Source organism: Thalassospira sp. GO-4 (assembly GCF_023588965.1).
In the GTDB taxonomy this organism is placed as follows: Bacteria; Pseudomonadota; Alphaproteobacteria; order Rhodospirillales; family Thalassospiraceae; genus Thalassospira; species Thalassospira povalilytica.
In genome coordinates, this window is the sequence record NZ_CP097807.1 from 507,723 (window position 1) to 520,088 (window position 12,366).

Below are 12,366 nucleotides of genomic sequence, written 5' to 3' on the forward strand. Positions count from 1 at the left end.
CTGTCATATACATTCTTTTCCGTGATCAGATCAAAGTGCCTGCCATGCGTCACCACAACCGCCATTCGTTTCGTTTTGCATTGATCGTTTCTGCGATGAGTGTCGGTATCATTGTGCCGGTGTTGCAGGTGGCCAGGGCCCAGGCAGAGACTCCGGCCGAGACCGCCGCCGAAACCCCTGATGCATTTTTGCATCGTCTGGCAGCACAGGGAAACATGCAGTCTGCATCCGATGTCGGGGCGACAGAAATTGCGAATGCAGCAAATTCCCCATTTGCGGACAAGGCGGAACTTGGCGAGGCGCTTTATTTCGATCCCAATCTTTCGGCCAATCGCACGCAGGCCTGTGCGACCTGTCATGAGCCGTCCGCCGGATTCAAGGATCCGCGCATTGACGTGGCAAATGGAGCCTTTTCACTGGGAGATGATGGTAAAAGCCTTGGCGATCGCAATGCGCCGATGGCGGCCTATGCGAAATTTTCCCCGACATTCCATGTACGTGATGACGGTATCGCGGTGGGTGGTCAATTCTGGGACGGGCGTGCCGCCGACCTTGCCGAACAGGCGGGTGGGCCGCCGCTTAATCCCATTGAAATGGGCATGCCCGACAAGGCCAGTGTTGTTGCGCGCCTGATGGAGGATGAGGATTATGTCGCGGGCTTCAAGGCATTGTTTGGCGATGATGTCTGGTCAGACAGCGAGACGGCCTATGGCGCGATGACACAGGCGATTGCCGCCTTTGAACAGGGGGACGAATTCGCCCCGTTCGATTCCAAATATGACCGGTTCCTGCGCGGCGAATATAAAATGACCCCGCAAGAAGAGCTGGGCAGGGTTTTGTTCTTTTCGCAGCAATTTACCAATTGCAATACCTGCCACATGCTGAAAACCAGCCCGACGGCAGAAGGCGAAACCTTCACCAATTACGAGTTCCACAATATCGGTGTGCCGCGCAATGTCGCGACCCGCAAGGCCAATGCCAAGGATGTCGGTTTTACCGATAACGGGCTTTTGGATAATCCGGCGATTGATGACCCGGCCTATCGCGGCAAATACAAAACCCCGTCGCTGCGCAATGTCGCGGTGACGGGGCCTTATATGCATAATGGCGTGTTTGCCGATCTGGAAACCGTGGTGCGGTTCTATAACAAATATAACAGCAAGGCCAAAGCCAACCAGACCAACCCGGAGACCGGTCAGCCCTGGGGCGATGCGGAAGTACCCGAAACCATTTCGCTTAAGGAGCTGGAGCAGGGCGATGCCCTTGACAGCAAGCGGATCAAGGCCATCGTTGCCTTCCTTAAAACGCTGACCGATGCGCGGTATGAACCCTTGCTGGCCGAGCAGGCCAAAGCCGCGAATTAGGATTTAAGCGTTTCGATCACCGCACTTTGGGCAAGGTCGCCAAGGCCATCCTTTGTGGCGGTTTCAAATATATTTGCCGCCGCCTGTCCGACCGGAACGGTCATGCCGAATTCCCTGGCCATGGTCAGGGCATAGGATGCGTCCTTGGCGCGAAGGGCGGTGGTGAAATGGATGCCTTCGTTATGGTTGCCACTGATCATGCCGGGCATGGTAATCAGCCCGGATGCACTGGCATTGGCACCGATTGCAAAAGTTTCGGCAACGGTTGGGCCATCTAGCCCAGCTTTGCTGGCAACAGCCACAAGCTCGGCCGCGGCAGCGATATGAACAGCACCCAAAAGATTGTGCATCAGCTTATAAACCGTGCCCGATCCGACCGGACCAAAATGCACGGTGCGTTTTCCGGTATCGTCAAGGATCGGTTGGATACGGTTAAGGTCAGATGCCTCGGCCCCGATCAGAAAGATCGTGTTGCCCGCTTCGATATCAGAAGGAACGCCGGTAACCGGCGCATCGATATAGGTATGCCCGGCAGCCGAAACGGCCTTGGCCAGATCAAGCACAAAGGCATGTGAAAGGGTGGAACATTCAATGGCGACCGTCCCGGCATTCATGGCCGCAAGCGCGCCATTTTCACCAAGCCATACGGCCCGTGCAGCATTGTCATCGGCCATGAACGAGATGACGGTATCCACACCATATGCTGCCTTGGCCGGCGTGGCACAGGCAACCGCCCCAAGCGCAACAAGCGGGTCAAGCTTGTCCGGGCTGCGGTTCCAGACCTGTATCCGGTAACCTTTTGAAAGCAGGAGTTTGATCATCGCCGATGCCATGCGCCCGGCCCCCAGAAAGCCGATTGTCTTGGTCATGGTGTTTCCCCGTCAAATGATTGATGTTTATCGTTATGGAATAAAAAAACGCGGTCTAGCATTGCACAGACCGCGTTTTCAACAAAGTGCGATCTGCCGGTCAGGACAGGGTGACTTTCACATATTCACCGGGTGCCGGACCAAGCACCTTGAGCTTGCCATCACCTTCCTTGCGGGCGGGAACCTTGCCGCCTGAACGGCGGCTGATCCAGTTTTGCCAGTCGGTCCACCAGGAACCTTCATGCTGAGTGGCCTTTGCCATCCAGTCATCGGGATTGGCCGGGGTGCGGTTATAGGTCCAGTAGCAATATTTCTTGGCCGCCGGCGGGTTGACCACCCCGGCAATATGGCCCGATGCCGACAAGACGAATTTGACCTGACCTGACATAAGCTGTGTGCCGGCATAGGTCGCCTGCCAGGGCGCGATATGGTCTTCGCGGGTCGACAGGAAATAGACCGGGATTTTGATATCGCGCAGGTCAATCGGTTCGCCAAGGATCGAAATGCCGCCCGGTTCACGCAACAGGTTCTTGTTGTACATGTTGCGCAGATAGAAGCTGTGCATTGCCTTGGGCATACGAGTGGAATCGGAATTCCAGTACAGAAGATCGAACGGGAAGGGATCCTTGCCCAGCATGTAGTTTGACACCACAAACGACCAGATCAGGTCATTGGCGCGCAGCATGTTGAACGACATCGACATGTCCCGGCCATCGAGATAGCCCTCCTTGGACATGTTGCGTTCAAGGCTTTCGATCTGTTCATCATCGACAAAGACCGAAAGTTCGCCCGGCTTTTCAAAATCGGTCAGGGTGGTAAAGAAGGTCGCCGATTTGATCCGTTCATCCCCGACCTTGGCCATATAGGCAAGGGTGGAGCTTAAAAGCGTTCCGCCAAGGCAATAGCCGATCGCATTGATTTCGTTTTCACCGGTGGCCTGTTCGATCATATCAAGAGCGGCAAGGATGCCTTCCTTGGCGTAATCTTCGAACGACTTTTCGGCCAGCTTGCTGTCGGGGTTGACCCAGGACAGGACAAAGACCGTGTGCCCCTGATCGACAGCCCATTTGATAAAGGAATTTTCAGGGCGCAGATCAAGAATATAGTATTTGTTGATCCATGGTGGCACGATCATCAGGGGCCGCTTGGCGACCTGATCGGTGCTGGGTTTATATTGCAGCAACTCCATCAAGGGGGTTCTGCCGATGACCGATCCCTCGGTGGTGGCGACATTTTCGCCGATTTTGAAGGCATCCAGATCGGTCATGCGGATCTGCAATTTGCCCTTGCCGCGTTCAAGGTCGCTTAAAAGGTTCTGCAATCCCTTAAGCAGGTTTTCCCCGCCGGTTTCAATCGTGGTGCGCAGGACTTCGGGATTGGTCATCAGGAAGTTGGTCGGCGAAATCGCATCGACGAACTGCCGTGTATAGAATTCGACTTTCTGGGCGGTTTTTTCATCAAGCCCGTCCACTTCATGGACAAGGTTCTGCATCCATTGCGATGACAGCAAATAGGACTGCTTGATGAAATCAAACAGTTCATTGTTTTCCCATGCCTCGTCGCGGAAGCGCCGGTCGCCCTTTTGCGGGGAGACGACGGGCTCGGAGTCTTCGCCAAGCATGCGCAAGGTGGTGTTGTGCCAAAGGGTATAATATTGCTGCCAGAGTTCCATCTGGGCTTCGATCAGCTTGGCCGGGTTTTGCATCATCTGGGTGGTCAGTTCGGCGAATGCAGAACCGATATTCAGCGGGTCGGGGTCGGAAATTTCCGGGTCTTCTGCCTGTTTTGCAAGGAAGTCAGACACAAGTCGTTGACTTCTTTCGGCAATTTCTGCCATTGCTGCAGACAGTTTTTCGGGATCCGGGTGCGTGATTTCGGTTTCGATGGCCTGTTGATCGCTCATGGGGCATTCCCTTATGATACCGCCGCAGTTACCTTGTGACTTCAAAACGTTTTTGGGTTCTTTGCAATATCGCAAGACTTTTGACGTTTTATGTGTTCGGTATCTGAATGGCGCTCCGGGTTGAAACTCTGCTTGATCCCAAGCTTATCATGGTCTTAGCCTAGCGCGTCGCCAAGGGGTAGTACAAGAATTATAAGGTGACGTTTCTGCGGATATTTTCACGCAAAGGTCATCCAACTGAATTTGGAGCAGCGAAAACAAATGGGCGTTCTGAAATCGACGACAGGGCAGTGGTCGTGGCAGGAAACTGCAAGGGGGAAGCTGCGGATGGTTCTGCAGACCGGCTCTGCGCTGGCGGTTGTGCTGGCATTGGGCGCCTGTTCTTCTGTTCCTGACGCAATCAACCCGATCGAATGGGGAAAATCGGTCGGTGACATGTTTGACGGCGACGACGAAACCGCCGGTGCCAAATCCGAAGAACCGATTCCGGGCGAGGACGGGGAATACCCGAATCTTTCCGATACGCCGAGCAAGCCGATCGTTACCGGTGATGCCGAACGCGATGCGCTGATCGCGGGGCTTGCAGCCGATCGTGCCAATGCCCAATACACCCAGTCCGGCCGTCGTCAAAGCAGCCCGCCGGTCAATGCGCTTCAGTCCGCACCGCAGGTGCCAGTCGCACAGCCGGTCATTGAACCGGCACCGACCACCCCGGTTGCAGCAAGCGAAATGGCCGCACCAAGCGCGCCTGCGACAACGCGGGCTGTGACGTCGGCGCCAACGGGCTCGTCGATTGCCGATCAATGGAATGCCAAATCCCCGGTTTCCGGTCCGGTACCAACCCCGGAAGCCGCACCTGAACGTCCGGCGGTGGTTGCCGGTGCCGCGGCGGGCGGTGCTGCGGGCATGACCGCTGAAGAAGCCCGGGCACAGCAACTTGCGGCCTTTGAAGCCGCCCAGGCCAATCAGGGCGGTGGTGCTGAAACATCCTCATCAGCCGCATCGGCATCCGCGTCTGCACCAGCATCACAGGCGTCATCTGGTGATCCGGTGATGGATCAGTATCAGCGTCGTCTGGCCGAAGGGCAGGGCGTGTTCGCCAACGAACCGGCTGCTGTGGTCGATTCCGGGCAGGGCTTTGACTATTCGCTTTATGCCGATGACGGATCGGTTGTGGTTGATGAAAGCCAGTTTGGTGGAAGCCAGGCGGGATATGGCGAATCCGGTTCGGTTGATATGACCGTGACCAACGGGGCGCTTGCGGCCCGGCTTGGTGTCGGTTCGGTCGATCAGTTGCCGCCGGCCATCAATGGCATGCAGATCGCCCAGATCCAGTTTGGCCACGGTTCGACCAATCTGGGCGGATCGGACTATTCGGTTCTGCAACAGGTTGCCAATACCTGGCAGCAGACCGGTGGTGTGCTGCGCGTGATCGGCCATGCGTCGATGCGGACCGGCAATATGTCGCTTGAACATCATCTGGCGGTTAACCGCCGCGTTTCCGAAGGTCGCGCCGCAGCCGTGGTTTCGCGTCTGCTGTCGCTTGGCGTATCGCGCGAGGCAATCTTTGTCGGGGCGGACGGATCGGCTGATCCGCGTTACTACGAAGGTGTTCCGGCGGGCGAGGCCGGCAACCGCCGTGTTGAAATCTATCTCGATTACTGATCACGTGTCCCGGGACAACCGGGTGATCGTTTAATCAGACAGCGCGAAGGGAGCAATCCTTTCGCGCTGTTGTCGTTTCAAGACGGTTTCGCGCCCGGTTACCATCCATCCGCAAATAATCCTGATTTCCGGGAAAATCACCGAATTTGCGCCGCGGGCTTGCCGCAAATGCGAATTAACCATGGATCGTGCGCAATAATTCGTTGAGTCTGATTTCCATAAAAGGTACATCCTTCGAATTGTACGCCGCTCAGGGCCATTTTTTATGGCCTAAACGCAATTTTCGTGAATTCGAGGATGTGCTTTTCGCATAAAATTCGAAATTCGGCAATTTGATGAGGATATAGGATAATGTCCCAAGACTTCCACCGCATAAAACGTCTCCCGCCATATGTATTCGCAGAAGTAAATGCGATGAAAGCGGCGGCGCGGCGAGCGGGCGAGGACATTATCGATTTCGGCATGGGCAATCCGGACCCGGCCACCCCGCAGCATATTGTCGATAAACTGGTCGAAACGGTTCAGAACCCGCGCACCCATGGCTATTCGATGTCGCGCGGCATTCCGGGCCTGCGCAAGGCGCTGGCAGCCTATTACGACCGCCGGTTCGGTGTGGATATCGATCCGGAAACCGAAACGGTTGTGACCCTTGGTTCCAAGGAAGGTCTGGCCAACCTGGCAGCAGCGATCACCAGTCCGGGTGACATTTTCCTGGTGCCCAACCCGTCCTATCCGATCCATGCGTTCGGTTTCATCATTGCCGGTGCAGCCCTGCGTCATATTCCGATCGGTCATGATGATCAGGGCACGTTCAGCACCGAAAGTTTCATGGAACAACTGCATCGCGCGGTCAAACACTCGGTCCCGAAACCAAGTGCGGTGGTCCTGAACTTCCCGGCCAACCCGACTGCGCTTGTGGTTGATCTGGCATTTTATCAGGAAGTGGTGGATTTCTGCCGCAAGCATGAAATCTATGTGCTGTCCGATATTGCCTATTCCGAGATTTATTTTGATGGCAACCCGCCGCCCTCTATCCTTCAGTGCAAGGGGGCAAAGGACATTGCTGTCGAGTTCTATTCGCTGTCGAAAACCTATTCGATGGCGGGCTGGCGTATCGGGTTTGCCACCGGCAACAAAAAGCTGATCAACGCGCTGACCCGGATCAAGTCATATCTTGATTATGGCGCCTTTACCCCGGTTCAGGTCGCGGCAACCGCCGCCCTGAACGGTCCGCAGGATTGTGTCGAGGAATTCCGCAACCTGTATCGCGAACGCCGCGACATCTTTATCGAAGGCGCTGCAAGTGCGGGCTGGAATATTCCGAGTCCGGCGGCAACCATGTTTGCCTGGGCCCCGATCCCGGACGCATTTGCCGAACTGGGATCGCTTGATTTTTCCAAGCTTCTTTTGCAGGAAGCAGGGGTGGCTGTGGCGCCGGGTCTTGGCTTTGGCGAATATGGTGATCGCCATGTTCGAATTGCGCTGGTGGAAAACAAACACCGCATCCGGCAGGCCAACCGGAACATCAAACAGTTCTTTGCCAAATGTCCGGATGCAAAATCTGCACGTGAACTGTTGAAGAAATCTTTCTGATATCCGATAAAGCATTCTGTGTTTCGCCCGGGACATGTCCCGGGCGTTGCTTTATCAGGACGCGTTGACCGGATGCGGTCATCTGCGCGCTTGCGCAAACAACCACGTGCTAAGGAGTTATCGTGAAAGACGTCGTCAAAATCGGTGTGGCAGGCCTGGGTACGGTCGGTGCCGGAACCGTTAAACTGCTGAGTGAACATCGCGACATTCTGGCTGACCGTTCGGGCACCCAGATCGTCGTCACAGCGGTATCGGCGCGTGATCGAACTCGTGATCGTGGTTTTTCGACCGAAGGTCTGACCTGGTACGACGACGCCCGTGACCTTGCTGCTGACAATGAAATCGACATTCTGGTCGAACTGATCGGCGGATCGGACGGCATTGCCTATGATGTCTGCAAGGCAGCCCTTGAAAATGGCAAGCATGTGGTGACTGCCAACAAGGCGCTGATCGCGCTTAAGGGTGTTGAACTGGCCCAGATTGCTGATGCCAATAATGTTACCATCGCCTATGAGGCCGCCGTTGCCGGTGGTATCCCGGTGATCAAGGCATTGCGCGAAGGTCTGGCCGGCAATGCGATTTCACGTGTCACCGGTATTTTGAACGGTACGTGCAACTATATCCTGACCACCATGCGTGAACAGGGTCGTGACTTTGCCGACGTTCTGGCCGAGGCACAGAAACTTGGCTATGCCGAAGCAGACCCGACCTTTGATGTTGACGGCATTGATGCTGCGCACAAGCTGGCAATCCTTGCCAGCCTGGCATTCGGGGTCGAGGTCGATTTTGATGCGGTTGCGGTTGAAGGTATCCGCAGCGTTTCCGCCCTTGATATCCAGTTGGCCGAAGAACTTGGCTATCGCATCAAGCTGCTGGGCATTGCCAAACAGACGCCCGAAGGCATCGAACAGCGCGTTTCCCCGGTCATGGTGGATCGCGCAACACAGATTTCCAAGGTTGAAGGCGTGTTTAACGCGGTTGCCCTTGAAGGGGACTATGTCGGTCCGGTGGTTCTTCAGGGCCGTGGTGCCGGTGAACGCCCGACCGCGTCGGCCGTGGTTGCCGATATCGTCGATATTGCTGCCGGGCGCAGCGCGCCGGTATTTGGCGTGCCGGCCGAACGACTTAAGAAAAACGTTCGTGCGTCGCTCGAAAAGCATACCGGTGCCTATTACCTGCGTCTGATGGTGTGGGATCGCCCGGGTGTCATGGCCGAAGTGACCGCAACCCTTGCCAAGCATGGTGTGTCGATGGCCTCGATGATCCAGCATGGCCGGGCCGAAACCGAAGGCGGTGTTGTGCCGGTGGTGATTGTTGCCCATGAAACCACCGAAGCTGCAATGTCGGGGGCGGTGAATGATATCGCCGCATTTGAAAGCAACTCGCAGCCGCCGGTATTGATGCGGATCGAAAGCTTCGCATCTTAACGGGAATATCACGATATACGCGCCTCGCACCTGTCATGATGCGGGGCGCTGTTGTAAAGTTTCGACGCAAAATCAACAAAATCAAAAAATAGAAGACAACAACGAGACAGGGCCCCCAGACCCTGCACACTAGACAAGGAAGACAAAATGGATCGAAATCTCGCGCTTGAAACGGTTCGCGTGACCGAGGCGGCTGCACTTGCGTGCTCCGGCCTTATGGGGCGTGGCGATGAAAAGGCAGCCGACCAGGCGGCTGTCGACGCGATGCGCAATGCGTTGAACAGCATGGATATCAAGGGCACGGTCGTGATCGGCGAAGGCGAACGCGACGAAGCACCGATGTTGTTCATCGGTGAAGAAGTTGGTTCGGGCAATGGTCCGGAAATCGACATTGCGCTTGATCCGCTTGAAGGCACCACCATCTGTGCGACCGGTGGTCCGAACTCTTTGGCGGTTGTTGCCATGGCCGAAAAGGGCGGCTTCCTGAATGCGCCCGATACCTATATGGACAAGATCGCGGTTGGCGGCGGACTTCCCGATGATGTGGTTGATCTTGACGCAACCCCGCTTGAGAACCTGAAAAGCCTCGCTGCTGCCAAGGGCTGTGATGTTGCCGATCTGGTTGTCTGCATTCTGGATCGTCCGCGCCACCAGGAAATCATTGCCAAAACCCGCGAAGCAGGTGCACGCATCATGCTGATCGGTGATGGGGATGTTGCCGGTGTGATTGCGACCTCGCAGAAAACCTCGGGCATTGATCTTTACATGGGGACGGGCGGCGCACCGGAAGGCGTTCTTGCCGCAGCAGCCCTTCGTTGCATTGGTGGCCAGTTCCAAGGGCGTCTTGTTTTCCGTAATGACGACGAAGTTGCCCGCGCCAAGAAATGGGGCATCGAAGATCTTAGCCGCAAATACAAACTGACCGAACTTGCCAAGGGCAATGTCATGTTTGCGGCAACCGGTGTCACCGATGGTGCGATGCTGCGCGGTGTGCGTCGTTTCGCCAATGGTGCGGAAACCGAAAGCATCGTGATGCGTTCGCAGTCGGGTACTGTGCGCTATGTCCGCGCCGTGCACGATTTCAGCCGGAAAATCTGGTACAAGTAAGCTGTGCAACCAAAGGTTTATGTTGCGCATATATATTCTATGTTTAAAGTCCCCGCTCAGTCGGGGACTTTTTCTTTGGTGCTGACATGATTACGAAGATTGCAATATATCTCGGGATGTCCGCATTGCATGCGGCTAGATTCCTGCCCAGCGTCATTATTTTTGCGCATTATTCTTGGGGACTGGCCGGTGCAGATGCGCCAACAGGCGTCATGTTGGGGATTTCCTATGTAGTGATAGCTTTGATAGCTATCTCTGTTCTGGACTTTTGGCTGTTTGCAATAAGTACCGTACTCTTTGTCGCCGCAGATTTGGTTTTGATGTGGGTGCTCGCCATGCTTGTTACCAAGGTGCTGTTTCAGTTTTCTTGGTCCCTGTATTTTTTCAACAGTTTTGCCTACTGGATGCTGCTGTATGGCCTTGGGCTGGGAATAATGCTGACGATGCGTAAATTCTTAGGGTTATCAAAGGCGATGTGAGTTTGCTGCTTGTATACCTGTCTGCGTTGCGCTAAACCCTGCGGCCCAATTCATTGACCTAGCGCCGGAGCCTGCCTGATGTCTGAAATTATCGCCCTTGATTTCGGTACGACCAATTCTGTTCTTGCGGTCGCAGACAGCGCAGGCAACGTGCAATCAGCCAAGTTTGACGTCGGTGCCAACAGCTTTGATACATACCGCACCATCCTTTATTTCTGGGAAGAGCAGGAGCTGACAGCGCCGGGTGCGCCGACCCATACCAAAAGCTGTTCCGGCCCGTTTGCGATTGCCGAATATCTTAAGGAAAGCCATGATTGCCGACTGATCCAGTCGATGAAATCCTATCTGGCGACCAAGGATTTTGAAGGTACAGATATTTTCGGGACGACCTATTCGATCGAAGATCTGATCGGAACGTTTCTTACGCAAATTCATCATTTCGCGCAGCACAGCCTTGGCTGGCTGGGGCATCGGGTGATTTCCGGACGTCCGGTTGCCTTTGCGGGCAATAATCCCGACAACGACTTTGCCGAAATGCGCCTGCGCGGTGCCTATGAGCAGGCCGGGTTTGATGTTGAGGCCATGGTGTATGAACCGCTTGCCGCATCCTATTATTACGGGCGCGAGCTTGATAAACCCGAAACCGTTCTGGTGGCCGACTTTGGTGGTGGTACCAGTGACTTTTCGCTGATCCGCTTTACGCCGGGTCTTGGTATTCGCGGCGTGCAACCGCTTGCCCATACCGGTCTTGGCATTGCGGGTGACCGGTTTGACTATCGCATCATTCAAAAGGCCGTCTGGCCGCGTCTGGGCTTTGGGTCGGAATATAAATCGATGGGGGCGACCCTGCCGATCCCGCGGCAATATTACACGGCCTTTTCGCGCTGGCATGAACTTGCCATGATGAACCAGCCCAAAACGATCAATGAAATCAAAAGCCTGATCCGCTCTGCAACCCGACCGGACGATATCGAAGATCTGGTCGCCATCATCGAAGATGAAATGGGCTTCCATCTTTATCAGACGGTGTCCAAGGCCAAGGCGGAACTCTCGGACAGTGACAGCACGATCCTGCAATTCTCCCATGGCGGGGTCGAGATCGAAGAAAAGCTGACCCGTGCCGATTTCGAAACCGCCATCGCACCGGACCTTGCCGAGATCGAACTGGCGGCCAAAGCCTGCCTTGAACAGTCCGGCATTGATGCAAAAGACGTCTCAAAAGTCTTTATGACCGGCGGTACATCCTATGTCCCGGCAGTTCGCAAAATCTTTGAAGACGGCTTTGGCAAGGACCGCATCGAAATCGGCCAGCCGTTCCTGTCGGTTGCGCATGGTCTTGCGCTGATTGCTGCGGATGAGGGGATTGTATAATCTCTTTTGAAATGCGCGAGGTACATGCAATGCAAAGCTCTGAGGAAAAACTTGAGTTTCTTAGACGGCTGATCGTAAGCCAAGCTGACCTACAGATTGCATCAAGTGCCTTGGCATTCCTAGAAGTCGAAGAGAGCAGAAAGTACAGCAAGCCTGAGCTCCGTAAGCTAAAGTGCTTTGAGACTACTTTCATCGTGGCGTATGCAAGGCCATTTTCTGCAAACAAAGGCGGACGGTATAGATCGCTCTCTCCAAAGCGGCTGGGGTTCAACTGGTCAGATGAAGAGCGACATATGCATGATTACATCATCGGTTTAAGAAATAAAATTTATGCCCATTCTGATGAAGATTTTGCTCACGTTCGGCTTGATGGATTTGATGTTCTAGAAGAATCGGACCTGTTGTTTCCTCATCTTCAGTTTGATGAAGGATTGAAGTTCGCTAAGTTCCAGGATCAGATTTTAGCCGAGAAAACCACAGCAAAGGCGATGGGAGCCGTTGCGCACCAGATTTTCTCTCTAACCCAAGAGCTTCGAGATTTTCTCCCCGTTTACGTTCAGCCGAAAAATCAGACATAAGTTTAGAGTG

At 54.8% G+C, this 12,366-nt stretch carries 10 protein-coding genes; 8 read left to right on the top strand and 2 right to left on the bottom strand.

The genetic code is table 11. From position 1 onward, the window contains the following. Window positions 1-44 precede the first annotated feature (44 nt). Window positions 45-1,364 (top strand): cytochrome-c peroxidase, encoded by a 1,320-nt coding sequence (locus M9H61_RS02475; RefSeq protein WP_250283181.1) that lies wholly within the window; start codon window positions 45-47, stop codon window positions 1,362-1,364. Here the strand turns inward: M9H61_RS02475 and M9H61_RS02480 are convergent. Beyond that, window positions 1,361-2,233 (bottom strand): NAD(P)-dependent oxidoreductase, encoded by an 873-nt coding sequence (locus tag M9H61_RS02480; protein ID WP_250283183.1) that lies wholly within the window; start codon window positions 2,231-2,233, stop codon window positions 1,361-1,363. The genes M9H61_RS02475 and M9H61_RS02480 overlap by 4 nt on opposite strands. 100 nt (window positions 2,234-2,333) lie before the next feature. Continuing rightward, complete coding sequence (locus tag M9H61_RS02485) at window positions 2,334-4,136, bottom strand: alpha/beta hydrolase (protein WP_250283185.1); 1,803 nt, start codon at window positions 4,134-4,136, stop codon at window positions 2,334-2,336. A gap of 327 nt (window positions 4,137-4,463) precedes the next feature. Between M9H61_RS02485 and M9H61_RS02490 the strand changes: the two genes are divergently transcribed. The 7 genes from M9H61_RS02490 to M9H61_RS02520 all read left to right on the top strand — a co-directional run bounded on the left by M9H61_RS02490 (window position 4,464) and on the right by M9H61_RS02520 (window position 12,356). Continuing rightward, entirely contained in the window at window positions 4,464-5,801 is a 1,338-nt protein-coding gene (locus M9H61_RS02490; RefSeq protein WP_250283187.1) for an OmpA family protein, read from the top strand. Window positions 5,802-6,152: 351 nt separating this feature from the next. Then, window positions 6,153-7,394: an LL-diaminopimelate aminotransferase gene (locus M9H61_RS02495; protein ID WP_068519256.1), complete on the top strand. Its 1,242-nt coding sequence runs from the start codon at window positions 6,153-6,155 to the stop codon at window positions 7,392-7,394. A gap of 122 nt (window positions 7,395-7,516) precedes the next feature. Then, window positions 7,517-8,821: a homoserine dehydrogenase gene (locus M9H61_RS02500; RefSeq protein ID WP_101246019.1), complete on the top strand. Its 1,305-nt coding sequence runs from the start codon at window positions 7,517-7,519 to the stop codon at window positions 8,819-8,821. A gap of 147 nt (window positions 8,822-8,968) precedes the next feature. After that, on the top strand, window positions 8,969-9,928 hold the full coding sequence (glpX, locus tag M9H61_RS02505) for a class II fructose-bisphosphatase (RefSeq protein WP_068519258.1): 960 nt from the start codon (window positions 8,969-8,971) through the stop codon (window positions 9,926-9,928). A gap of 86 nt (window positions 9,929-10,014) precedes the next feature. Beyond that, window positions 10,015-10,407 (top strand): hypothetical protein, encoded by a 393-nt coding sequence (locus M9H61_RS02510; RefSeq protein WP_250283188.1) that lies wholly within the window; start codon window positions 10,015-10,017, stop codon window positions 10,405-10,407. Window positions 10,408-10,485: 78 nt separating this feature from the next. After that, entirely contained in the window at window positions 10,486-11,778 is a 1,293-nt protein-coding gene (locus M9H61_RS02515; protein ID WP_250283191.1) for an Hsp70 family protein, read from the top strand. A gap of 29 nt (window positions 11,779-11,807) precedes the next feature. After that, window positions 11,808-12,356: a hypothetical protein gene (locus M9H61_RS02520; protein ID WP_250283193.1), complete on the top strand. Its 549-nt coding sequence runs from the start codon at window positions 11,808-11,810 to the stop codon at window positions 12,354-12,356. Window positions 12,357-12,366 lie beyond the last annotated feature (10 nt).

What these genes read in the sequence shown, in the direction of transcription:
- M9H61_RS02495 (WP_068519256.1), top strand. Translation starts at nt 6,153, where the DNA reads ATGTCCCAAGACTTCCACCGCATAAAACGTCTCCCGCCATATGTATTC.
- M9H61_RS02480 (WP_250283183.1), bottom strand. Translation starts at nt 2,233, where the DNA reads ATGACCAAGACAATCGGCTTTCTGGGGGCCGGGCGCATGGCATCGGCG.
- M9H61_RS02475 (WP_250283181.1), top strand. Translation starts at nt 45, where the DNA reads ATGCGTCACCACAACCGCCATTCGTTTCGTTTTGCATTGATCGTTTCT.
- M9H61_RS02490 (WP_250283187.1), top strand. Translation starts at nt 4,464, where the DNA reads ATGGTTCTGCAGACCGGCTCTGCGCTGGCGGTTGTGCTGGCATTGGGC.
- M9H61_RS02510 (WP_250283188.1), top strand. Translation starts at nt 10,015, where the DNA reads ATGATTACGAAGATTGCAATATATCTCGGGATGTCCGCATTGCATGCG.
- M9H61_RS02485 (WP_250283185.1), bottom strand. Translation starts at nt 4,136, where the DNA reads ATGAGCGATCAACAGGCCATCGAAACCGAAATCACGCACCCGGATCCC.
- M9H61_RS02515 (WP_250283191.1), top strand. Translation starts at nt 10,486, where the DNA reads ATGTCTGAAATTATCGCCCTTGATTTCGGTACGACCAATTCTGTTCTT.
- glpX (WP_068519258.1), top strand. Translation starts at nt 8,969, where the DNA reads ATGGATCGAAATCTCGCGCTTGAAACGGTTCGCGTGACCGAGGCGGCT.
- M9H61_RS02520 (WP_250283193.1), top strand. Translation starts at nt 11,808, where the DNA reads ATGCAAAGCTCTGAGGAAAAACTTGAGTTTCTTAGACGGCTGATCGTA.